Origin of the sequence: Rhodococcus sp. MS16 (assembly GCF_013277795.1) — a bacterium.
GTDB lineage: Bacteria > Actinomycetota > Actinomycetes > Mycobacteriales > Mycobacteriaceae > Rhodococcus_F > Rhodococcus_F globerula.
This window is the reverse complement of the sequence record NZ_VBTM01000011.1, coordinates 52,186-74,178: the sequence shown is the minus strand read 5'-3', so window position 1 is coordinate 74,178 and position 21,993 is coordinate 52,186. Positions and strand designations below refer to the sequence as shown.

Below are 21,993 nucleotides of genomic sequence, written 5' to 3'. Positions count from 1 at the left end.
AAACTGGAGAAAACACTGTGAAGGCTTGGCGCGTCAATCAACTCGGTGAACCCCGCGATGTCCTCTCGTTGGAGGAGGTGTCGGAGCCCACAGCTGGCGCCACGGAAATGCTGGTGAAGGTGCTCGCAGCGCCGGCGAACTTCCCTGACGTACTCATGTGCCGTGGTGAGTACCAGATCAAGCCGCCGCTGCCCTTCACTCCCGGTGTGGAATTGTGTGGTGAAGTTGTGTCCGTGGGTGATTCGGTCACGAAGTTTGCGGTAGGCGATCGCGTGATCGGCAACCCGAGCTTGCCGTCGGGTGGCTTTGCCGAATTCTCGGTGCTGGATCAGAACAACACCTTTCCGGCGCCATCGGCACTGGACGACGCCGAAGCCTCCGCGCTGAGCATCGGCTATCAGACGGCGTGGTTCGCGCTGCACCGTCGCACCCAACTGCTCGAAGGTGAGACCCTGCTGGTTCATGCCGCCGCAGGTGGCGTGGGCAGTGCCGCAGTGCAACTCGGGAAAGCTGCCGGTGCCAAGGTGATCGGTGTTGTCGGCGGACCGGAGAAGGCCGAGTACGCGCGCAAGCTCGGGGCGGACCTCGTGGTGGACCGTCACAGTGAGGACTTTGTTGCCGCGGTGAAGGAGTTCACCGGCGGCAAGGGCGCCGACGTGGTCTTCGACCCGGTTGGCGGCGATGCGTACGCAAAGTCGACCAAGTGCATCGCGTTCGAAGGCCGGATCGTCATCATCGGATTTGCCGGTGGCACGATTCCGCAACCGGCTCTCAATCATGCTCTCATCAAGAACTATTCGATCATCGGTCTGCACTGGGGCCTCTACAAGGCGTACAACCAGCAGGCCATCGACGATTGCCACGTCGAGCTCACCAGGCTCGCCGACGCAGGCTTGGTCAAACCCCTGATCAGTGAGCGGTTGTCGTTGACGGACGTTGCCGACGGTATCGGTCGCCTCGGCGACGGCACCACGGTCGGCCGAGTCGTGTTCCAACCCTGAATCGCACAACACTGGAAAGGTCCTCATGAGACAAGCTGTCATCGTGTCCACCGCCCGCACCCCGATCGGCAAGGCGTACCGCGGCGCGTTCAACAACACACAGGCTCAAGAGCTTGCTGCACATGCTATTTCGAATGCCGTTGCGCGCGCCGGGCTCGAGGGCGGCGAAGTCGAGGATGTCATCCTCGGCGCAGCGTTGCAGCAGGGATCGACGGGTGGAAACGTCGCGCGTCAGGCAGTGCTGCGGGCAGGACTGCCGGATTCGGTGTCCGGTATGACCCTCGACCGTCAGTGCTCGTCCGGACTGATGGCCATTGCGACGGCGGCAAAGCAGATCGTCGACGACGGCATGCAGATCGCGATCGGTGGTGGCGTCGAATCGATCTCGTTGGTCCAGAACGATCACATGAACAACTTCCGTGCGGCAGATCCGTGGCTGAAGGAGAACAAGCCGTCGATCTACATGCCGATGCTGCATACGGCCGAGATCGTGGCCGAACGCTACGGCGTCACGCGTGAGCAGCAGGACGAGTTTGCACTGGTGTCTCAGCAGCGCACTGCAGCAGCTCAGGAAGCAGGCCGTTTCGATCTCGAGATCGTGCCGCTGACGTCGGTCAAGCAGGTTCAGAACAAGGAGACCGGCGAAATCGGCACCGAGTCGGTCACACTCACTCGCGACGAAGGTAATCGTGCGTCCACCACGTTGGAGGGCCTCGCGAGCCTGCGTCCGGTGCTGGCCGACGGTACTGTCAGCGCGCATTCGTCCATCACCGCCGGAAATTCGTCACAGCTGTCCGACGGCGCGTCGGCATCGGTGTTGATGGAGGCTGGTGAGGCGGAACGTCGCGGCCTGGCTCCTCTTGGCATCTACCGCGGAATGGCTGTTGCCGGTTGCGCACCGGACGAGATGGGAATCGGTCCGGTATTCGCGATTCCGCGTCTGCTCGACCTGCACGGACTGAAGATCGACGACATCGATCTGTGGGAATTGAACGAGGCATTTGCTTCTCAGGCGCTGTACTGCCGCGACAAGCTCGGCATCGACCCCGACAAGTACAACGTCGACGGTGGCGGAATTTCCGTTGGACATCCGTACGGGATGACGGGTGCGCGGTTGGTCGGCCATGCTCTCCTGGAAGGGAAGCGCCGCGGCGCCAAGCTGGTTGTTGTCACCATGTGCATCGGCGGCGGCATGGGTGCTGCCGGGCTTTTCGAGGTCGCATGAGCTTGCTGGAGGGATTGTTCGACGTCAGTGGCAAGACTGTCGTCGTGACGGGTGGTTCGCGCGGAATCGGCTACATGATCGCTCGAGGATTTGTCGAAGGCGGCGCGACGGTAGTCATCTCGGCCCGGAAAGCGGAAGCGTGCGATGAAGCAGCGCGAGAGCTTTCCGAGTTCGGCACCTGCATCTCGCACCCGGCGGACTTGTCCACGGACGAGGGAATCGAGAGCCTCGCTGCGAAGGTCGCCGAGATTTCGCCGACACTCGACGTGCTGGTGAACAATGCCGGCGCAACGTGGGGCGCCCCCGTCGACGATTTCCCGGCAGCCGGCTTCGACAAGATCTTCGACATCAACGTCAAGGCGATCTTCCTGCTGACGCAGAAGTTGTTGCCACAGTTGCGTTCTGCGGCGACGGCAGACGATCCCGCCCGAGTGATCAACATCGGATCGATCGACGGTCTTGTGGTGTCAGGCTCGGAAAACTTCTCGTACGGAGCGAGTAAGGCCGCAGTGCACATGTTGACCCGCAAGTTGGCGGCGACGCTTGCCGTGGAACAGATCACGGTCAATGCCATTGCGCCTGGACCATTTCCGTCGAAGATGATGGCCTTTTTGCTCGAGAACGAGGAGAGCGCACGGGCGGTGGCGGATTCGGTTCCGCTGGGCCGGATCGGAACGCCACAGGATGCGGCCGGTCTTGCAATCTTCTTGTCCTCACGCGGCGGCGCCTACTTGACGGGGACGGTAATTCCCCTCGATGGTGGAACGAGCGGAGTTCGCTGATCGGTTGACGACGGTCACGTCTGCGCCGGTTGCAGATAGGCGATCTCCTCTGTGATCGGCGCGTCGTCAATTGGCGGTTCTTGTCGACGCCGCCACCAGATGGTGAACACGACGGCTCCGATCACCAGAGCTGCCAAGGCAGCTACGGCCAGCCAGAACCTCGGCCCGTAGTAGCCGACCAGGACCATGCGCATCGCGTTGCGCGCCCAGGTCAGTGGCATCAGGGCGTGCAACCACCGCAGCGGGGCAGGCATCTGCTCGATGGGATACACCGCACCGAATGCAAAGATCTGAATCATCAAGGCGCTCAGTGCGATGAACGTTCCGTTGACGGCGCCGAATACAACGGTGAACAGGCGTCCGCAGGCAACTGCAGCTGCACCGACAAGGATCATCACGGCGACCATCGCCACCACGCTGGGTGGGTCCACATCCGCGACGGTCAGCGCAATCACGGACAGTATCAAAGCCGTGACGAGGGTGACGAGCGCCGGAATGCGGTAGCGGCGCAGACCTTCACGCAGGATCGAGCCATGCACCTGCTGTGAGCGTCCGCGACGTGGGCGAACTACGAACCAGGTGAGAATTCCGCAGAGGAACAGGGCTACGGACATCACTGCCGGCACAGCGCCAGGTCCGAATCCGGCCGCCGGGTAGTTGTTTCGAGCGTCAACTGCGACCGGTGCCGACAACAGGTTGGCGGTGGTGGCGCGTTCCTCGTCGGTGAACTGCGGTACCTGGGCGGCGCCGTCGGTGAGTCCCTGGGCCAGCTCGCCCGAGCCTGCATTCAGTTCACCCATGCCGACATTCAACTCGCCAAGACCGTCGCGGAGTTCGACGCTGCCTGCTGCCAGTTGGCCGATGCCGGAGGACAGTTCGTTTGCTCCCGCATCAAGTTGGTGCGCACCATCGGACAGTTGCCCGAGGCCGGTGCTCAATTCGCCGGCGCCGGCGGCAGCGGCGTTCAATCCGCCGCGATAGTCACTAGCCGGATCCGTGAGTTGGCGTGTGATTTCCCGGGCGCCGTCCCGGAGTTGGCTGAGTTGGCCCATCACATCGTCATCTGCAGGTTGTGCGGTGAGCGAGGTTCGTAACGAGGCGAGCGCGTCGACAAGTCCTGCGGACACGGGGTCTCCCGCGAGCCGAAGCGAATTCGTCAACGCGTCGATCTGACCGACCACAGCACTTGCCGAGTCGGCGACATCAAGGATGGGCGTGGTCACCATGTCGACCACTTCGCTGATCTGGCGCGCCCCGGCGCCCAGTTCGTCCGCGCCGCCCACCAATTGCTGCATTCCGGTCGCGAGTTCTCGAGACCCGGCTGCGGCCTCATCGGTACCCGCGGCGAGTTCGCCCGCTCCCGCCGCAAGTTCCTGTCCGCCCTGGTTCGCCTCGCCTAGACCGGCCGCAAGTTCCGTACTGCCGGCGTAGAGCTGGTTGGTGCCGGCCAGTGCGGCGGCGGAGCCGTCGGAAAGCTGTTGTGCACCAGCGGCTGCTTCTCCGAAGCCGGTTCCGAGTTCGCCGAGTCCCACCAGAACCTGGTCGATGGACTGCTCGCCGATGGATTCGGAGACGGCCGAACGTACCTGCGCGATGATGCTCTCACCCACGGGGCCGGCGACGAGGCTGTTGTAGTCGTTGTAGACCACCTGCAATTGGGCTTTCCGTCCTGAACCGGAAGCCGCACTTGCCACATCGGCGCTGAACGACTCGGGTATGACGACGGAGAAGTAGTACGTGCCGTCGTCGACGCCCGTCTGCGCTTCCTGAGCCGTGACGACCTTCCAGGCGACGTCGCCACTGTCGACCAGTGCGGCCACCACGTCGTCTCCCGCAACGATGTGGGTGCCGTCGAGATCGGTGCCCTTGTCGGCGTTGACGATGGCCACGGGCAGACGGTTCACGGTGTCGCCCGGGTCCCACAAAGCCCACATGTAGAAGGCGGCAATCGAGAGCGGCGCGATCACCAGCACCGCGAGGATCGTGCGAATGACATGCGCACGCCGGGGCGAAGCGTCGTGAGCGGATGTGGACACCATGAACGGCTCGTTTCTCGTGAACCGGAGTGGACGGCGCGGCACTCCGGATGCGCTGGACATACGTCCAGCTCGGTCACACTACAAAGCAATCGAGTTCGGCGTGAGGTTTTCCGCATAATTGGTGCGCAGCCGACAAATCGGCGCTGGAACTGATCCGGGATGAATACGAGGAATAATCAGCGACATGCGATTCTTGGAACTTCGACACGCACAATGCGAGCCCCCGGCTGCGTACTGTCCGGTCTTGGATACGTATGGCGATGTGCAGACCGTCCTGTTGGGAACCGACCCGCTTCCCACACATGTCGAGTTCGACGCGGTGATCGTCATGGGTGGCCCGATGGGCGTCGGCGATCAAGACGACATCGAGTGGTTGGCCTCCGAGATCGCGTACATTCGTGCGCTCGTCGACGCAGACGTTCCGGTCTGGGGAGTGTGCCTCGGTTCGCAATTGTTGGCGGCAGCGCTTGGAGCTCGCGTGTACACCGGGGCAGTCCCGGAGGTGGGCGTCGAGGACGTCACGTTGACCGAGGCCGGCACACTGGATCCGATCTGGGGGAGTCTGCCCGCCACTTTTCCTGCCATGCAATGGCATTCGGATACTTTCGAGATCCCGGAGGGCGGCGTGCATCTTGCAGGTTCTTCCAAGTACCCGAACCAGCTCTTCCGGTACAAGGAGAGCTACGGCGTGCAGTTTCACCTCGAAGCGTCGTGTGAGGTGGCACGCGATTGGATGGAGTTGGACGAGTATCGCGAGTCGCTGCTGACTTCGCTGGGCGCCGACGGACCTCGGATCTTCATCGAGCAGTTGGCATCCGCGGAAACCGAAGGACTCGAGTTTGCCGCGACGGTCATGGACAGGTGGCTGAAGTCGATTTCGGCCAGGTAGGCCCGGAGTAGCCGCGCAAGGCTTACGGTGTGGAGAATGTCCGGGTTCTTGACCGAAAGGATCGGCTATGCGCTCATTTCTGATTCCGGACAGCCAGCGTCGCAGCCTCGAAGAACTCGATGATCGGCTGGATCTCTCCACCGGAGACAAGGCGGCAAAACGTTCCGCGTTCTGGATAATGCTCGTTCTCTCCGGGATGATCGCGAGCGCCGGGGTGGTGGGTGACTCGACGGCCACCGTGATCGGGGCGATGATCGTCGCTCCGTTGTCCACGCCGATTCTGGGGATCGGCCTCGGCATCGTTACCGGTCGGGGCGCACTCATTGCCCGCAGTGTTGTGTACGTCGCGGGTGGGCTCGTTGTTGTCGTTGCTCTCGGTTTTCTGTTTTCCCTTGTTCTGCTCAACCCGACGAGTGTGCTGTCCAACTCTCAGGTGACCGGACGAACCACCCCGACGTTGACGGATCTCGCGGCGGCCATCGCCACAGGGTTTGCCGGGTCGATCGCGATTACCCGGCGCGATGTCGGTGACGTGCTCCCCGGCGTGGCGATCGCGATTTCACTGGTTCCGCCTCTTGCCGTTGTGGGTGTCTGTCTCGGTTCGGGTGCACCGTCGCTTGCGTTGGGGGCGCTGATCCTCTTTGCGTCGAATGTCGTTGCCATGGTGATCACGGCGACGGTGGTACTGGTGATCGCCGGTTATGCGCGCGAATCAGGGGCAGCTGCCGCGGGACATCGACGGGTCTACCTGGTGTTGGCGTCGGCCCTGGTTGTTGTTGCCATCCCGATGGTGGTGAATTCTCTGGCTTCGTTGTGGGCGAGCCAGATCCATGATGCCGCCGAAGAGTGGCTGGCTGGAGTTCCGGGCGTTCAAGTCGGGTCCGTCACGTGGCAGGCGCACACCGCGGTGATCGAAGTACTGGGACCGCAGGATCTGCCGCCTGTCGACGACCTCGAGCGTGCGGTCGACGCGTTGGTGCCCTGGGGTCCGCACATCGTGATACTTCACGCCGTCGGTGCCCGAGTAGAGGCCGCGGAATAGAAGCGAAGTTACGTTCGCCTCTCTTCGGGGCATCCTCCCCGCGAAAGGGGAGCGATGAAACAGTCATGGAAATTGCCGGTAGTCGCATTGGCCTGTGCCTTTGTGCCCGCCGGCGTTGTCACAACAACAGCCCAGGCCTCGCCGTGGGGTTGCAATATCTCGGCGATCTTCGACAAGTCAGGTGGGCCGACCAACCCGATTCCGTGGCTCAACGGAACCGACGGGAATCTCCCCGACATGCAAGGCCGCACGTCTGCGGTCGAATACATCACCGGAGCGCTCAGCCCCAATCAGACGGTCGAACGTTTCAATGTGCTCGGCACCGATCTCGGGATCATGTGGGACAACGGCGCAGGCCAGGTTCTGACGGTCTTCGGCGATACGGTCGGATTGAATTCGGACCCGACGTGCGGCGGCGTTGTGGGTGACTGGCGAAGCAACGTCCTCTTTCGCAGCGCCGACGGCATTCTCAGTGACGGCATGAATATCGACTCCTCACCGGTCGATCGCCCCAATCGCTCCCGCGAAATCATCGACAGCCTCAAAGTCACCGGAGTCGAAACCAGCAGCATTCCTACGACGGGTATCGCGGTGGGTGGCGTGCAGTACGTCAACTATATGTCGGTGCGGTCGTGGGGAGGATCAGGAGAATGGGTGACAAATTTCTCGCAGATCGCGTCCTCCCGGGACAACGGCGAAACGTGGCAGGTGGAACCGGCGTCGGCGCGCCCGAACCTGCCGTTGACCGGTAACGCCAACTTCCAGATGGGGTCCTTCGTCAAGGACGGTGGGTATGTCTACAACTTCGGGACACCGTCGGGCAGGTTCGGCGAAGCGCGACTTTCGCGAGTGAAGGAAGAGTCGATCGTAGACGTCGCGGCGTACGAATACTGGGACGGAAAGGCTTGGGTGCCAAACAAACCCGATGTAGCGACGCCGGTTCTCGACGGCGACGTCAGCGAACTGTCGGTGCAGTACAACAACTATCTCGGAAAGTTCGTTGCGATGTACTCGAACGAATGGGGTGCTCTGGTGTTGCGCACCGCCGACCAACTGACCGGCCCGTGGAGTGCCCCCGACATCGTGATCGAACCGGGCGCCGTCCCTGGCCTCTACGGCGCGTACATGCATCCGTGGTCTCAGGGGCAGGATTTGTACTTCCTTGCTACGACGTGGTCGGACTACAACGTGATGTTGATGAAAACGACGCTGTAAAAGCGAGTGGCTATCGTTGAACGGTGAGTACCACCGAACAACTCCCCACTCTCATCTCCGACCTGCGCGACGTACTGGTGGGTCCGCTGCCCGAGATCGGCCGCAGATTCTCGGTGTTGCTCACTGATCTGGTGCCACACACCGCGCTCGTGATCTTCACACGTGAATGCACCGGCCGGCCACGCAAGGTGGCTGGAGATCCGGCAGTCGTCGATCGAGTCACCATCGCCGAACTTGATCGCATCCGTACCGATCTTGCTGTGGGACAGATCTTTCGGGGACAACTGGCGGTTGCCGGCCGGGAGCGTGAAGTGGTTGCTGTTCTCGATCGGACAGACACGGTACTGGTCCTGTTGCCGCGCTCGACGGCAACTCGGGCAACGGCGCTCGAGTTGACGGCAGCACTGTTCGGAGTGGTCGCGACCGGCATTCAACTGCAGGTCCGCAATGCCAGCCCGGCTTATTTGGCGGAGTCGCGGGCCGCGTCGTCGGAACGCGCGCGCACGGTTGCCGAGATGACCGAGGTTCACGCGGCGACGCTGGAGACAATCCTGGCCACGTTGCGTTCGGATGATCTCGACGACACTCGGGCGCGAACAGCAGCCAGGGAGACCACGTCGTCGGCATTGATCCGGTTGCGGTCCGCTGTCGACGTCCATCGGGAACTGGCGGAAGAAGCAATCACCACGGCTTTTGCGCGGATGCGCGGGGAGTTGCGATCACTGCTCAAACACCGCAACGTCGAGTTGGAACTGGTGGAACCGCCGGTCGAGGGGCGTGGGCTTCCCGGTGAAGTTGCGCACGGCGCGCGGGCGGTGGTGCGAGGTGCGGCGCTTGCTCTTGCGGATCAACACACGCTGTCGCGGATTCGGGTCGAGTGGAGCCTCGACGGTTCCGCTCTGCTGATCGACATCCGCGACGACGGGCGAGGCGAAGCCGACGTTGCCGATCTGGAACGCCAATTGCGTTCGCGGGTAGAGACGTTGGGCGGAACAATAGATTCGGAGTCGACTACAGGTTGGGGCAGCCGGATCAGTGCCACCATTCCGCTCGACGTGGTTGCCGCGACGCCCGTCGACCACACGCTGTCCGATCTGGGTCCGCGAGAAATCGAAGTGCTCGAGCATCTGGTCGCGGGTCGTCGGAACAAGGCGATCTCCGAGCGTCTCGGTGTCAGTGAGAGCACCGTGAAATTTCACGTCGCGGGAGTTCTCAAGAAACTGGGCGTCGACAGCCGCGGTGCTGCCGCAGCTGTAGGCGCGGAAGCCGGTGTCAAACCAGCTCCCTAGCTCTTCGGATAGGTCGGTCAGTTATTTCGGCCAGGGTTCCGGCTCGGGTATTCGGGTTAACCTCGTAGTGCGTTCATATATTGCTATGTGACGACATGTCCGAAAACGCACAAGCCAGGAGCAGAGCCATGCCACAGCAGGTACGCGGCGTTATCGCCCGATCCAAGGGTGCCCCCGTCGAAATCGTTCCCATCACGATTCCCGATCCCGGTGCCAACGAGGTGGTTGTTGCCATCGCAGCGTGCGGCGTGTGCCACACCGACCTCACCTACCGCGACGGCGGCATCAACGACGAATACCCGTTCCTTCTCGGGCACGAGGCGTCGGGCATCGTCGAGAGCGTCGGCGCGGGAGTCACGCACGTCGAGGTCGGCGACTTCGTCGTTCTGAACTGGCGCGCCGTCTGCGGGCAGTGCCGTGCATGTAAGCGCGGACGCCCCCAGTACTGCTTCGACACCTTCAACGCCGAGCAGAAGATGACCCTCGAAGACGGAACCGAACTGACGCCGGCCCTCGGGATTGGCGCGTTTGCCGACAAGACCCTTGTCCACGAAGGCCAGTGCACCAAGGTCGATGCGTCGGCTGATCCCGCTGTTGTCGGTCTGCTCGGTTGCGGTGTCATGGCCGGTATGGGTGCCGCCATGAACACCGGCAACGTCGGCCGCGGCGACTCGGTGGCTGTCATCGGCTGCGGTGGTGTCGGCGACGCCGCCATCATGGGTTCGCGTCTGGCCGGCGCCAACACCATCATCGCCATCGACCGTGATCCGCGAAAGCTGGAGTGGGCCACAGAACTTGGTGCAACCCACACGATCAACGCCACCGAGGTCGACGACGTTGTCGAAGCTGTTCAGGAGCTGACCGGTGGTTTCGGCGCAGATGTCGTCGTTGACGCAGTTGGACGCCCGGAGACGTGGAAGCAGGCCTTCTACGCGCGTGACCTCGCGGGAACCGTAGTGCTGGTAGGTGTTCCGACGCCGGACATGACTCTCGAGATGCCACTTGTCGACTTCTTCTCCCGTGGTGGCGCACTCAAGTCGTCATGGTACGGAGACTGCCTGCCCGAGCGCGACTTCCCGGTCCTGGTCGATCTGTACCAGCAGGGGCGTCTGCCGCTCGAGAAGTTCGTCAGCGAGCGCATCAAGCTCGACGAGGTCGAGAAGGCCTTCGAGACGATGCACCGCGGCGAGGTCCTGCGCTCGGTGGTGGTCCTGTGACCTTGCGAGTCGATCGCGTCGTCACATCAGGTTCGTTCAGCCTCGACGGCGGTACGTGGGACGTGGACAACAACATCTGGCTGATCGGTGACGACAACGAGGTGGTTGTCGTGGACGCCGCGCACACCGCGCAGCCCATCATCGACGCCGTTGCCGGCCGCAAGGTTGTCGGAATCGTGTGTACTCACGGACACAACGATCACGTCACCGTTGCGCCGGAACTGTCCGAGAAGCTCGACGCTCCGATCTACCTGAATCCGGCTGACGACGTCCTCTGGGAGATGACACATCCAGGCGTCAAGCACCTGAGTTTGGAAGACGGGCAGCGAATCTCGGTGGCAGGCACCGATATTCTGGCCATGCACACGCCGGGCCATTCGCCGGGATCGACCTGCCTCTACCTGCCCGAGGCGGGGGAACTGTTCAGCGGCGACACCTTGTTCTCCGGTGGACCCGGTGCAACGGGGCGCTCGTACTCCGATTTCCCGACCATCATCGGATCGATCCGCGACAAGCTGTTTGCCTTACCTGCCGAGACCACGGTTCACACCGGTCACGGTGACGGCACCACAATCGGTACCGAGGCGCCGCACCTCGAGGAATGGATCCGCGCCGGATCCTGACTGCGGCAGAAACGGTCGGTGCGAGCACGACGTGTGTTCGCACCGACCTTCAGGGCGCGTTCCCTGACCGGAACTCGGCGTCACAGAGTCTCGCCGAAAAACTCCATAGTGCGTGACCAGGCGAGTGTTGCAGCGTCGGGGTTGTAGTGGTCGCCGGCGGTGTCGTTGTTGAACGCGTGGCCCGCGTCGGCATACCGGTACACCCGGGCGAGTTCGTAGGCGGCCTCGCGTAATTGTTCGACGCTCTCCGGCGGGATACCGGTGTCGAGGTCGCCGTAATGGCCGAGCCACGGAACCTTCAGTTGGGCAGCAAGTTCCGTCCCGGCAGCGATTCCTGACCATCGTGCTTCGGCAACCGCGCCGCCGTAGTAGGTGACCGCGGCATCGACAAGAGGAACAGTGGCGCACCACAGTGACGCGGTGCCACCCATGCAGAATCCGAGGGAGCCGACCTTGCCGGCTCCCTCGGACTTGCAGTACGCGACGGCGGCACGTACGTCGTGACCGATCCCCTCGCTGTTCAGCGCCATGAGAGAATTCTTGGCCGATGGAAAATCGGTGAAGAACGACCGTGATCCACGGTGGTAGAGGTGCGGAGCGACCGCAAGGTATCCGGCGTCGGCGAGGCGTAACAGGATGCTCTCGATATGAGCGTTGACGCCCCAGGCCTCCTGCAGCACGATCACCGCAGGTTTCTGCGTGGCAGGCGATTCGGGTCGGGCGATGCTCAGCGGTACGTCGTTCACCGTGCTCGAGAGAATGTCCATTCTCCGACTGTAAGCGAACGCTCAGCCCGTCGCAGCGAGCACCTCGGATTGTGTACGTAGCCACGCCATTGCTTCCATGCGGTAACCGTCGATACCTTTGTATTCGGCTATTTCCTGAGGTAGTTCGGTCACTATGGCCGCCAATTGCTCCGCCCATTGTGGGATTGCGGCGATGTCCGACAGCGGGGCCAGGTACGTGCGGATATTGAAGACCAGTGCTCCGGTCAAGGGAAGTCGGATCAGGTGTTCGAGTTCGATGCGGAGTTGGATTCGGCCCCAGTCTTTCTGGGAGATCAACTCCGGCATGTCGTGCATCCACTGTGGCATCGTTTCGAGGCTGGTGTCACGCAACCGGGAACCGACGGCGGAGAACGTCCAGTTCACCCGGCGATAGATCTGGTCTGTTGTCAGCATCCGCATGAAACTCTGGGCTCTGCCGGTCACACCGCCTGCGGTCAACCCAGGTACCGGTACGTGAATCTCGTCGAAACTCATTCCGATATCGAATTTCACGGACCAGTCGGCAGACGAGGTGACCAGTGCGGCGTCGAACCACAATTGGTCGTCGCGTTCGGTGAGCAGCAGAATATCGTCGGGTACCTGGCAACCGATGAATGTCAGTGGGTCTTCGGGAAGGGTGAACAGATCTCCGAGTGTGAAGCTCTGTTCGATCCCCAGTAGCCGATTGGTCCAGCGATAGTGATTGCCTTTGCCTTCCAACAACATCGAAGCCGGATAGGACGCGGCGAGTTGACGCATGAGAAACAGCATGACGTCCCAGCACGCCGGCATCATGTGCGGCAGCATCTGTGCCCGGCCTGGATCCCGATCGAGGATGTCGCGTCGTAGCTGCATCATGTAGAGGTAGTCGTCGCCGAGATCAACGACGTGTTCACCCCATTCGCCTGCCAGAGTTGTCGTCAACCGCGGTGCCGGTTGAACGTTGACGCCGTAGCGAAAGGTTCGGTCGTCGTCGGGAAACGGCCAGGGCAAGGTTTTCAGATCACTCACAACTGCACTCCTCGAGTGGAAAGGCGGTGTTACGCGGCGACGGAGCCGAGGTAGCTCCCGTGATGTGAATTTCTGTGTACCCGGATATCGAGTAGTAGTCGGCACGAAGGGCATTCGTGTGCCGAGCCGGGACGGGTCTCGACCCGATGGGTGTGTGCGCAATGTGGGCAGAAGAGCGAAATTGTTCCCGTGCTCGTGACGCTGGATCGCACTTCGCATGGCAGTGCGCCGCAGGCACGTATGGCGGCCAGTGCTTGCATCACGTCGTACTCTGGACCGGCAACGGCAATGCGGGCACCGGTGTGGGAACCTGCCACCGACTGCTCGATGCGCGAGAGATCGAGTTGATCCTGAACGTGAACAGTCACCGATCGCCCGGCGGCGATTGCCTCGGTTGCCCAGTCGATCACGGTGTTTCGACCGTCGGGACAACCACCGAGTGCGATGAGGAGAAACTCGCGTCCGGTTATATCCAGTTCCGGGATTGCGGTCACGAGTCCACTCCAGCGTGCGTGCGTAGCCACTCCATTGCCGGTCCGCGGGTTTTGGTAATCCCTTTGTAGTCGGCCATGTCTTCCGGCAGGTCGTCGAGCACTGCGTGTAGACGCTGAGCCCAGACGGGAACCGATGCGATATCTCGCAGTGGCAGAAGGTAACTCCGGATGAGAAACATGATCGATCCGGAGGTTGCCAAGCGAATCAGGTGCTGTACCTCGACGCGGAGGAACAGTCGGTCGCCGACATCCTCGAGTGGTCCCTGGGCCAGGCTGGTTCGGTCGGGTCCCCACTGCGGATACGTCTCGGTGGAGGTATCGAGTTTGCCGTCGACGGTCAAGGTCCAGTTGGTTCGGCGGTATCGCTCACCGGGTTCGAGGCGCATGAGAAAACTCTGGGCGCGGGAGACAACACCCTCGGCATGTACGCGAGGTACCGGGCCGTGGATCTGCAGAAAGCTCATACCGACGTCGAATCGCAATGACCAATCAGCTGCGAAGGTAACCACACCGGCGTCGCCCCAGAGCTGTCCTTCTCGCTGATCGAGGAGGACAACGTCCTCCTGAATCTGGTTGGTGGCAAACCGAAGTGGGTCGATCGGAAGTGTACCGAGATCGCCGACGACAAACCGCTGCTCGGTATCGAGCAATCCGTTTCGCCAGATCCAGGCCGTGCCGTCGCGTTCGAGACTCATGGAGTCCGGATAGCTCTCGGCGAGCATGCGCATGATCGAGATCATGGCGTCCCACTGCGCCGGCATCATGTGGGGCAGACTCTGATATCGACTGGCGTCCGAAGCCAATATCCTTGTTCGCTCGGCCAATTCGTGATGGTAGTTCTCGTCGATCTCGATCGTGTGTTTGCCCCACTCGCCGGCGGCCGTTCTTGCAGGTGTCCCGGCAGGTTCGACGTTGGTGCTGTAGCGGTACGAGTCCATGGCAAAAGGGAACGGGAAGTTCGCAATTCGAGTGGGCACGTCGAGTAGTTCTGCCGATGCGTTCACAAGTTCAACTCCAATCGTGACCCCTCGGCCCGCGATACACAGGCCATCATCGATGTGCCATGGGATTTCTCCTCGTCGGTCAGATATAGATCGCGATGTGCAACGCTCCCGTCTGCCACCGGTATTCGGCACTCGCCGCATACTCCTTGACGGCAGAGATTGGGGATGGTGATGCCGTGCTGTTCGAGAGTCTCGAGGACACTTGTTCCGGAAGGTACGTCGAATTCTTGTCCGCTGCCGCGCAATGCGACGGTAAACGGTTGTCCGGGGTCCAGCCCCACGCCGCCGAAACGTTCGTAGTGAATGCGGGCACTCGGCCATCCCGCGGCTTTGGCGGCACCCTCGACGGCGTCGATCATCGCGCTGGGGCCGCACGTGTACAGGTGGGTGCCCAGTGGTTGTTTCAGCAGAGCCGGCCCCAGGTGGGCCCACAACTCCTGGCGTGAGGAGAAGACGTGCAGACGTGATCCGCACAGTTCGCGTAGTTCGGCCAGGTGCGCTGCGTCGGTTCCCCGCCACACGTACAGGACGGTGAAGGATCGACCCCATTGTGCGGCGGCCCGCGCGTGCGACAGTATCGGCGTCACACCGATTCCGCCGGCAACCAGCAAGTGATGCCGTGCCGTGAGTACCGGAGCGAACACACTGCGCGGGCGCGACGTGCGGATACTCGTGCCGATCTCCAAGTCGTGAATCCAGCGTGATCCACCTCTACCGCCTCGATCCAGCTGGACCGAAACGCAATAGTGATCCGGTTCGAGTTCCGGCCCGGTCATCGAATACGAATTGCGCCGCGGCATTCCCTGGGGTGTTGTACCGCAGTCGAGAACAAGGTGACTCCCGGGCGTGAAGGACGGAAGTGTTGAGCCGTCGGCCCTTTCGAGGCGGAGAGATCGGACACCGCCGCAGAGCATGGTGGCCTCTGTCAGCACCAAGGTCAACGACTTGGTGTCTGTGACGCCAGGTGCGTCCGTTGTTGCGGTCATCATTGCTCCTCGGCATCGGCCATGAACCCGAGATAGGCTCCGTACCTACGGGATACATGGTGGTAGACAAACAAGTCGGTACGGCATCGCGGACAGAGGCTGAGTGCTCCGACAGGTGTATCTGTTTGGTGAACGTGCCGGCAATGCACGCAGTAGACCCGGCGTTGCGCGTCGCCTGTGACGTACGTCAGGATCTCTGCGGGTATGGCGCCGGCGGCGATTGCCACCGAACGTGCCTGTAGTACTTCGATTTCGGCGCCGATCACGATCAATCGCCAACCCACTCTCGCGGCAGCGAACTCCCGCTGCAACACCGCCGATGTCACGGCGCTCCACTGCGAGCCGAGTTTCAACCAGCTGACCCGGTGGCCGGAGTGCTCTCCGACCACCTGAGCAGCATCGGTGTGCGCGCGGTCGCCGAAGGAGACGACGGTGAAGTAGCGTCCGTCCGGATCGCTGAGAAGCCGCTCGGCGTCCCAGCGCGGAACGCTGGTCGACCGGGCACAGACACTCACGACGGTTGGCTTACGGTGCGAACGAGCGGTGGCCGACGTAGTAGGCCAGCGCGCGATCGGGGGTGGTGAACCTGATGCGCGAACCCTTGGGGAAGAAGATCGCATCTTTGGCCTTCGCGACACTCACTTGGCCGGTATCAAGGTTTTCGAGAACGAACTCGCCTTCGAGGACCACCTTCATTTCGTCGTATTCGTAGAGGTAGTCGAGTGGAGCGTCGGTCTGGATCAATTCGAAGTAGCCCGCGGACATCGCTGAACCGTCTGGATTGGAGTAGACGTCGTTGATGAATCCCTTGGTGCCGGGGTACTCGGATTCGGGCATCTGGGGGAGGTCTGCCCAGAAGTCTGCGGTGACGCGGAACTCTGCCGGTGTGGTGGACGTCGTAGAAATGCTCATCGGTGCTCCTGAGGGAATGGGATGGTTGAAAGAGCGTCCGATCGCAGGGATGTGATCGCTGACGTGAAACTTACTGTAATGAGAGGAAACTGATTTTCGGTTACGTGGCGGTAAACAAAATCTCCGTAATCTGTTTTGCTGCAACTTGATTAGAAATTCACCAGTGCCGACGGTGCCGTCATCACAACCTCACTTGGGCGTAACGAGATGGACATATCAACCTTGTTTCCTGTTAGATGACAGTGATTCACCCAGTGAAACCGGAATAGCCGACCACGTTGGGTGGAACTAGGGCCCTGCGTGAAACTAGGAGTCTCGATGGCGATCGACACCGCCGAACTGAATGAAACAGCGGCAGAGTTGCATGCAGTGCCCCAGGCAATCCCGGATGCAGTGACAGGTGAGCGCCCGATGGACCTGGCAACGCGAGCGCGGGCCGACGGAACACGATTCATCCTCGCGGTATTCGTCAATCTCGCCGGTAAACCGTGCGCGAAGTTGGTGCCGATCGAATCGGTGGAAGAACTGCAGACAGAGGGCGTCGGATTTGCGGGTTACGCAGCCGGCGCGATGGGGCAGGAGCCGAAGGATCCCGATCTCGTGGCGATCCCCGACCCAACCTCCTACACCCCTATTCCATTTATCCGGCCCGGCCTTGCGCTGGTGCACTGCGATCCGCATGTCGAGGGCAAGCCTTGGCCCTACGCACCGAGAGTGATGCTGCGATCCGTGCTCGCGGAGGCAGCGGAGATGGGCTTGGACGTGAACGTAGGAGCGGAGATCGAGTACTTCCTCGTGGACAAGGACGAGAGCGGAGCCCTGCGCACCGCAGACACTCTCGATACCTCACGCCAACCGTGCTACGACGCCCGCGATGTCACCCGCATGTACGAGCACCTGACGTCGATTTCTACTGCCATGAACAAGCTGGGGTGGGGAAACTACGCCAACGACCACGAGGACGGAAACGGGCAGTTCGAACAGAATTTCAACTACTCGGATGCGATGACCACCGCCGACCGAGTGATCACCTTGCGTTACCTGATCTCCGTCCTTGCCGAAGAACGCGGTATGACTGCAACATTCATGCCGAAGCCCTTCGCCGACCGTACGGGGAGCGGCATGCATATGCATCTCTCGCTCTGGCGAGACGGAGAATCGGCATTCCCGGATTCGACGGACGAGCGAGGCCTCGGATTGTCGTCGACCGCGTACTCCTTCATCGCCGGAATTCTCGACCATGCGTGTGCACTCCAAGGAGTGATTGCCCCGACGGTCAACTCGTACAAGAGAACCGGAGCCACCGCAACGACCAGTGGCGCAACGTGGTCACCGCGGCATGCGACGTACGGCGGCAACGACCGCACACACTATCTCCGGGTTCCCGATCGCAACCGCGTCGAACTGCGTGGTGGTGACGGCTCTGCCAACCCGTATCTTGCCGCCGCCGCGACGATCGCAGCCGGTCTGGACGGTATTCGGCGCGAACTGGACCCAGGCGAACCGGGAGGCGCATCGACGTCGGATTCGCTGCCGATGACGTTGCTGCACGCCATGGATGCCTTGGCCGCAGACCCCGTGGTGACCGGGGCGCTGAATTCTGCGGGCGCCGACGTGGCTGGGTACTTCACGACCCTCAAGCGTGAAGAGTTCTTCCAGTGGCACAACACGGTAACTCCCTGGGAAGTGGACAACTACCTCACCGCGTTCTGATTCTCGTATTCCTTCGCAAGAGACAAGGAGACTGCCCATGTGTGGCATTGTCGGGCTTCATCTGAGAGAGCCCTCGCTGTATCCCCGCCTCGGTGAACTGCTCACCGGAATGCTGGGCGAAATGGTGGATCGTGGACCGGATTCTGCCGGTATGGCGATCTACGGAGACCCGACGTGGTCACCGGCCGGGCACAGTTCGGTGTCGGTACTCGGTGCGGGATCAGACGCTGTGTTCTTGGCGGACAGTCTCACCGAGTCGGTGGGTGCTGCGGTGACTGTACTCGAGGCGGATCCCACCACCGTCATCCACGCCGCCGTTCCGACTGACGTTCTTCTGGCGGCAGTCCGTGAGACGCTCCCCGCAGCGGTGATCATCGGATTCGGTGAGGATGTCACCGTTCTGAAGGGAATGGGCAACCCGCTCGAGTTGGCGCGTGGATTCGGCTTGCCGTCGGCATCGGGGTGGCAAGGTGTTGCGCATACCCGTATGGCAACGGAATCGGCTGTGACGGCGGCAGGTTCACATCCCTTCGCCGTCGGCCCGGACCAATGCCTCGTACATAACGGGTCGTTCTCCAATCACCTGACGATGAAACGTGAACTCGAATCGGAAGGTGTGGTCTTCGACAGTGAGAACGACACGGAGGTAGGTGCGAGGTTCGTGGCCAAGCAACTCTCCGTAGGTGTCGACCTCGAGAAGGCGCTCCGACTGTTGGGTGAGCGATTCGACGGGTTTTACACCCTGCTGGTCTCGACCAGTGATTCCTTTGCGGTAGTGCGTGATCCGATTGCCTGCAAGCCTGCGATCGTCGCCGAGACGGATCAGTACGTCGCGATGGCCTCCGAATACCGCGCACTTGCGGGATTGCCCGGAATCGACCAGGCACACATTTTCGAACCAGAGCCGGAAGAGGTTTACGTATGGCACCGATGACAGCAGTTCCGGTAGATTCCGCACCGGTCACGCTCTCTACCAAATCTTTTGATCTCGATATCACCGAAACCCGAGATTTCAACGCCGCACTTCAGTCCACCGAGGCTCCGAGCAGCGTGAGCGTGAGTCATCCGGCCGGTAAGCATGCACTCGCGTGCGGATTGAATCAGCCGATAGACGTCACAATCGACGGGCACGTCGGCTACTACTGCGCCGGGATGAATCAGCAGGCCTCGGTGACCGTCAACGGAAACGCCGGTGTCGGAGTTGCCGAGAACATGATGTCGGGGACAGTGCGGGTACGCGGCGACGCGTCGCAGTCCGCGGGTGCGACGGCCCACGGCGGACTGTTGGTGGTGGAAGGCAATGCTGCTGCGCGCTGCGGTATTTCGATGAAGGGCGTCGACATCGTGGTCGGTGGAAACATCGGACACATGAGCGCGTTCATGGGGCAGGCCGGTCGGCTGGTTGTTCTCGGAGATGCCGGTGAAGCGTTGGGAGATTCGCTGTACGAAGCTCGGATCTACGTTCGCGGAACCGTGGCGTCTCTCGGCGCCGACTGCATCAAGAAGGAGATGCGCCCCGAGCATCTCGTCGAGCTTCAGGAACTGCTGGGCGCAGCCGGATTCGACGCAGATCCACGTGAGTTCACCCGTTACGGCTCCGCCCGGTCGCTGTACAACTTCCACGTCGACAACGCTTCGGCGTACTGAATCTTTTTCTCCGAAGGAGCCTTCCATGACCACTCCGAGCACAACCGCACCATGGCTTCGTGAATCCGCGACCTTCGACCGCGGGGTCATCCACGAGATCCAGAGGGCCGCAGACACCGGGATCTACGACATCCGCGGCTGGGGCGCAAAGCGAAAGCTGCCGCATTTCGACGATCTGCTGTTCCTCGGCGCGTCGATGTCGCGGTACCCGTTGGAAGGGTATCGCGAGAAGTGCGACACCGATGTGGTGCTCGGTGGCCGTCATGCGAAGTTTCCGCTGCACCTGGATATTCCGATCACGATTGCGGGGATGAGCTTCGGCGCATTGTCCGGTCAGGCCAAGGAAGCTCTGGGGCGCGGGGCCAGTGAAGTGGGCACATCCACAACCACCGGCGACGGCGGAATGACGCCGGAGGAGAGGGGGCAGTCCAAGAATCTGGTGTACCAGTACCTACCGTCGCGTTACGGCATGAACCCGGACGATCTTCGGAAGGCGGATGCCATCGAGATCGTGCTCGGTCAGGGCGCCAAGCCTGGTGGCGGCGGAATGCTGTTGGGCCAGAAGATCACCGAGCGTGTTGCCGGAATGCGAACGCTGCCGATGGGGGTGGACCAGCGAAGCGCCTGCCGCCATCCGGACTGGACTGGCCCTGACGACTTGGCGATCAAGATCATCGAATTGCGTGAGATCACGGGTTGGGAGAAGCCGATCTACGTCAAGGTGGGCGCAACACGCACCTATTACGACGTGAAACTTGCCGTGAAAGCCGGCGCCGATGTCGTGGTGGTGGACGGTATGCAGGGTGGGACGGCTGCCACTCAGGACGTGTTCATCGAACACGTCGGAATTCCCACGCTGGCCGCGATTCCACAAGCAGTACAGGCGTTGCAGGAGATGGGCGTTCATCGTGGGAGCGGTGACGGTTCGGTGCAGTTGATCGTCTCCGGCGGAATCCGAAGCGGCGCAGATGTTGCCAAGGCGATGGCGTTGGGCGCAGACGCTGTTGCCATCGGGACAGCGGCACTCATTGCGCTGGGCGACAACCACCCCCGGTTTGCGGAGCAGTACGCGGAGATCGGATCTGCTCCCGGGTTCTACGATGATTTTCAGGCGGGGCGTGATCCGGCCGGAATCACCACTCAGGATCCAGAGTTGGCAAAGAACCTCGATCCGGTTGACGCCGGTCGACGCCTCGCGAACTACTTGCGGGTTCTGACGATGGAAGCACAGACCCTGGCGCGGGCCTGCGGCAAATCGCACCTCCGCAATCTCGAACCGCAGGATCTGGTTGCGTTGACAGTGGAGGCCTCGGCAATGGCTCGGGTGCCGCTAGCCGGCACCACCTGGATCCCCGGGGCGATGTAACACGAATGTAAGCCACACAATCAGTGACGGCGCGTCTACTCCCAGTAGACGCGCCGTTAGGCTTGTGCCTATGACGACGTCGAAGCGCAGTGTCCACCGAGACACGGGAGACCCGGCACCGGAGCAGCGCGAAGTTCCTGCGGACACTCCGACCGGCCTCGACCTCGAGAAGGTGATCGCAGCCCAGGTGCGCAAGCTCCGGTTGGCCAGTGGTCTGTCGGTCGGGGACATGGCTACGAGAGTCGGGATCTCGAAGGCGATGCTGTCCAAGATCGAGAATGCCCAGACGTCTTGCAGCCTCTCCACGCTGGCCCGCCTCGCGGCCGGTCTCGACGTGCCGGTCACCTCTCTCTTCCGCGGAGCCGATGCCAAGCGGGACGCGGTCTTCGTCGAAGCCGGCCACGGTGCGGAGATCGTCGGCCGCGGCACCCGGGTCGGGCACCATTACGAACTGCTCGGTGCGTTGCGCGGGCAGAACAAACGACTCGAACCCGTTCTTGTCACGTTGACCGACGCCAGTGAAGTGTTTCCGCTCTTTCAGCACCCCGGTACCGAACTGCTGTACATGCTCGAAGGTGAAATGATCTACGGCCATGGCGACTCGGAGTATCGCTTGCGTCCAGGAGACTCGCTCCTGCTCGACGGTGAGGGGCTGCACGGACCGAACGAGTTGGTGGAGTTACCTATTCGATTCCTGGCAGTGACTGCGTACCCTGACAATCACCAGGGCTGAACAGCAGTGTGCCCCTGCGCTCGATGTCGAGAGCAGGG

22 protein-coding genes are annotated in these 21,993 nt (G+C 61.8%); 14 read left to right on the top strand and 8 right to left on the bottom strand.

Annotation, left to right across the window (positions count from 1 at the left end; translation table 11 throughout):
- Positions 1-17 precede the first annotated feature (17 nt).
- From FEZ60_RS22940 to FEZ60_RS22930, 3 genes are read left to right on the top strand one after another with little or no spacing between them, the layout of a single operon-like run.
- Complete coding sequence (locus FEZ60_RS22940) at positions 18-1,001, top strand: NADPH:quinone oxidoreductase family protein (RefSeq protein WP_045065454.1); 984 nt, start codon at positions 18-20, stop codon at positions 999-1,001.
- Positions 1,002-1,026: 25 nt separating this feature from the next.
- Positions 1,027-2,226 carry an acetyl-CoA C-acyltransferase gene (locus FEZ60_RS22935; RefSeq protein ID WP_045065451.1) on the top strand — a complete coding sequence of 400 codons (1,200 nt, stop codon included), beginning with the start codon at positions 1,027-1,029 and terminating at the stop codon, positions 2,224-2,226.
- Positions 2,223-3,008, top strand: coding sequence for a RhlG family 3-oxoacyl-ACP reductase (locus FEZ60_RS22930; RefSeq protein ID WP_116102564.1), 786 nt, complete (start codon positions 2,223-2,225; stop codon positions 3,006-3,008). Before FEZ60_RS22935 ends, FEZ60_RS22930 begins: the two co-directional genes overlap by 4 nt.
- Before the next feature lie 14 nt (positions 3,009-3,022).
- Here the strand turns inward: FEZ60_RS22930 and FEZ60_RS22925 are convergent, their stop codons facing one another.
- Positions 3,023-5,047 (bottom strand): YhgE/Pip domain-containing protein, encoded by a 2,025-nt coding sequence (locus FEZ60_RS22925; protein WP_172937073.1) that lies wholly within the window; start codon positions 5,045-5,047, stop codon positions 3,023-3,025.
- A 244-nt stretch (positions 5,048-5,291) separates the two neighbouring features.
- On the opposite strand from FEZ60_RS22925, the gene FEZ60_RS22920 reads away from it, so the two are divergent.
- From FEZ60_RS22920 to FEZ60_RS22895, 6 genes are all read left to right on the top strand, one after another.
- Positions 5,292-5,936, top strand: a complete 645-nt coding sequence (locus FEZ60_RS22920) for a type 1 glutamine amidotransferase (RefSeq protein ID WP_239654639.1) — start codon at positions 5,292-5,294, stop codon at positions 5,934-5,936.
- 67 nt (positions 5,937-6,003) lie between these two features.
- Entirely contained in the window at positions 6,004-6,978 is a 975-nt protein-coding gene (locus tag FEZ60_RS22915; RefSeq protein WP_092804499.1) for a TIGR00341 family protein, read from the top strand.
- 54 nt (positions 6,979-7,032) lie between these two features.
- Positions 7,033-8,193, top strand: coding sequence for a DUF4185 domain-containing protein (locus tag FEZ60_RS22910; protein ID WP_033233615.1), 1,161 nt, complete (start codon positions 7,033-7,035; stop codon positions 8,191-8,193).
- Between the two features lie 23 nt (positions 8,194-8,216).
- Positions 8,217-9,482 carry a LuxR C-terminal-related transcriptional regulator gene (locus tag FEZ60_RS22905; RefSeq protein WP_172937072.1) on the top strand — a complete coding sequence of 422 codons (1,266 nt, stop codon included), beginning with the start codon at positions 8,217-8,219 and terminating at the stop codon, positions 9,480-9,482.
- Between the two features lie 128 nt (positions 9,483-9,610).
- Entirely contained in the window at positions 9,611-10,699 is a 1,089-nt protein-coding gene (locus tag FEZ60_RS22900; RefSeq protein WP_033233613.1) for an S-(hydroxymethyl)mycothiol dehydrogenase, read from the top strand.
- Complete coding sequence (locus tag FEZ60_RS22895) at positions 10,696-11,322, top strand: MBL fold metallo-hydrolase (RefSeq protein WP_092804491.1); 627 nt, start codon at positions 10,696-10,698, stop codon at positions 11,320-11,322. The genes FEZ60_RS22900 and FEZ60_RS22895 overlap by 4 nt, the downstream gene beginning before the upstream one ends.
- Positions 11,323-11,402: 80 nt before the next feature.
- Here FEZ60_RS22895 and FEZ60_RS22890 read toward each other — a convergent pair whose 3' ends face one another.
- From FEZ60_RS22890 to FEZ60_RS22860, 7 genes are all read right to left on the bottom strand, one after another.
- The gene (locus FEZ60_RS22890; RefSeq protein WP_172937071.1) at positions 11,403-12,089 is read right to left on the bottom strand and encodes a dienelactone hydrolase family protein; all 687 of its coding nucleotides are present in this window, start codon (positions 12,087-12,089) and stop codon (positions 11,403-11,405) included.
- A 21-nt stretch (positions 12,090-12,110) separates the two neighbouring features.
- A complete protein-coding gene (locus FEZ60_RS22885) occupies positions 12,111-13,100 on the bottom strand; it encodes a DUF3445 domain-containing protein (protein WP_346343400.1) in 990 nt (329 codons plus the stop codon).
- 29 nt (positions 13,101-13,129) lie between these two features.
- A complete protein-coding gene (locus FEZ60_RS22880) occupies positions 13,130-13,594 on the bottom strand; it encodes a dimethylamine monooxygenase subunit DmmA family protein (protein ID WP_172937069.1) in 465 nt (154 codons plus the stop codon).
- Positions 13,591-14,532 (bottom strand): DUF3445 domain-containing protein, encoded by a 942-nt coding sequence (locus tag FEZ60_RS22875; protein WP_172937231.1) that lies wholly within the window; start codon positions 14,530-14,532, stop codon positions 13,591-13,593. The genes FEZ60_RS22880 and FEZ60_RS22875 overlap by 4 nt, the downstream gene beginning before the upstream one ends.
- 62 nt (positions 14,533-14,594) lie before the next feature.
- Complete coding sequence (locus FEZ60_RS22870) at positions 14,595-15,584, bottom strand: PDR/VanB family oxidoreductase (RefSeq protein WP_172937068.1); 990 nt, start codon at positions 15,582-15,584, stop codon at positions 14,595-14,597.
- Complete coding sequence (locus FEZ60_RS22865) at positions 15,584-16,099, bottom strand: dimethylamine monooxygenase subunit DmmA family protein (protein WP_172937067.1); 516 nt, start codon at positions 16,097-16,099, stop codon at positions 15,584-15,586. The genes FEZ60_RS22870 and FEZ60_RS22865 overlap by 1 nt, the downstream gene beginning before the upstream one ends.
- A 10-nt stretch (positions 16,100-16,109) precedes the next feature.
- On the bottom strand, positions 16,110-16,496 hold the full coding sequence (locus FEZ60_RS22860) for an ethanolamine utilization protein (protein WP_172937066.1): 387 nt from the start codon (positions 16,494-16,496) through the stop codon (positions 16,110-16,112).
- 411 nt (positions 16,497-16,907) lie between these two features.
- Between FEZ60_RS22860 and glnT the strand changes: the two genes are divergently transcribed.
- From glnT to FEZ60_RS22835, 5 genes are all read left to right on the top strand, one after another.
- Positions 16,908-18,209, top strand: a complete 1,302-nt coding sequence (gene glnT, locus FEZ60_RS22855) for a type III glutamate--ammonia ligase (RefSeq protein WP_239654687.1) — start codon at positions 16,908-16,910, stop codon at positions 18,207-18,209.
- 37 nt (positions 18,210-18,246) lie between these two features.
- Entirely contained in the window at positions 18,247-19,143 is an 897-nt protein-coding gene (locus FEZ60_RS22850) for a glutamine amidotransferase family protein (protein WP_172937065.1), read from the top strand.
- Positions 19,131-19,856, top strand: coding sequence for a protein glxC (locus tag FEZ60_RS22845; RefSeq protein WP_033233603.1), 726 nt, complete (start codon positions 19,131-19,133; stop codon positions 19,854-19,856). Before FEZ60_RS22850 ends, FEZ60_RS22845 begins: the two co-directional genes overlap by 13 nt.
- 25 nt (positions 19,857-19,881) lie before the next feature.
- Positions 19,882-21,222 carry an FMN-binding glutamate synthase family protein gene (locus tag FEZ60_RS22840; protein WP_033233602.1) on the top strand — a complete coding sequence of 447 codons (1,341 nt, stop codon included), beginning with the start codon at positions 19,882-19,884 and terminating at the stop codon, positions 21,220-21,222.
- 70 nt (positions 21,223-21,292) lie between these two features.
- Positions 21,293-21,955: an XRE family transcriptional regulator gene (locus tag FEZ60_RS22835; RefSeq protein WP_095887324.1), complete on the top strand. Its 663-nt coding sequence runs from the start codon at positions 21,293-21,295 to the stop codon at positions 21,953-21,955.
- Positions 21,956-21,993: the final 38 nt, after the last annotated feature.

Bases quoted from the DNA above. Each gene is read 5' to 3' on its own strand.
- FEZ60_RS22840 (WP_033233602.1), top strand. From the start codon at position 19,882: ATGACCACTCCGAGCACAACCGCACCATGGCTTCGTGAATCCGCGACC.
- FEZ60_RS22850 (WP_172937065.1), top strand. From the start codon at position 18,247: ATGTGTGGCATTGTCGGGCTTCATCTGAGAGAGCCCTCGCTGTATCCC.
- FEZ60_RS22910 (WP_033233615.1), top strand. From the start codon at position 7,033: ATGAAACAGTCATGGAAATTGCCGGTAGTCGCATTGGCCTGTGCCTTT.
- FEZ60_RS22860 (WP_172937066.1), bottom strand. From the start codon at position 16,496: ATGAGCATTTCTACGACGTCCACCACACCGGCAGAGTTCCGCGTCACC.
- FEZ60_RS22930 (WP_116102564.1), top strand. From the start codon at position 2,223: ATGAGCTTGCTGGAGGGATTGTTCGACGTCAGTGGCAAGACTGTCGTC.
- FEZ60_RS22845 (WP_033233603.1), top strand. From the start codon at position 19,131: ATGGCACCGATGACAGCAGTTCCGGTAGATTCCGCACCGGTCACGCTC.
- FEZ60_RS22915 (WP_092804499.1), top strand. From the start codon at position 6,004: ATGCGCTCATTTCTGATTCCGGACAGCCAGCGTCGCAGCCTCGAAGAA.
- FEZ60_RS22835 (WP_095887324.1), top strand. From the start codon at position 21,293: ATGACGACGTCGAAGCGCAGTGTCCACCGAGACACGGGAGACCCGGCA.
- FEZ60_RS22900 (WP_033233613.1), top strand. From the start codon at position 9,611: ATGCCACAGCAGGTACGCGGCGTTATCGCCCGATCCAAGGGTGCCCCC.
- FEZ60_RS22925 (WP_172937073.1), bottom strand. From the start codon at position 5,047: ATGGTGTCCACATCCGCTCACGACGCTTCGCCCCGGCGTGCGCATGTC.
- FEZ60_RS22875 (WP_172937231.1), bottom strand. From the start codon at position 14,532: ATGGACTCGTACCGCTACAGCACCAACGTCGAACCTGCCGGGACACCT.
- FEZ60_RS22870 (WP_172937068.1), bottom strand. From the start codon at position 15,584: ATGACCGCAACAACGGACGCACCTGGCGTCACAGACACCAAGTCGTTG.
- FEZ60_RS22935 (WP_045065451.1), top strand. From the start codon at position 1,027: ATGAGACAAGCTGTCATCGTGTCCACCGCCCGCACCCCGATCGGCAAG.
- glnT (WP_239654687.1), top strand. From the start codon at position 16,908: ATGGACCTGGCAACGCGAGCGCGGGCCGACGGAACACGATTCATCCTC.
- FEZ60_RS22890 (WP_172937071.1), bottom strand. From the start codon at position 12,089: ATGGACATTCTCTCGAGCACGGTGAACGACGTACCGCTGAGCATCGCC.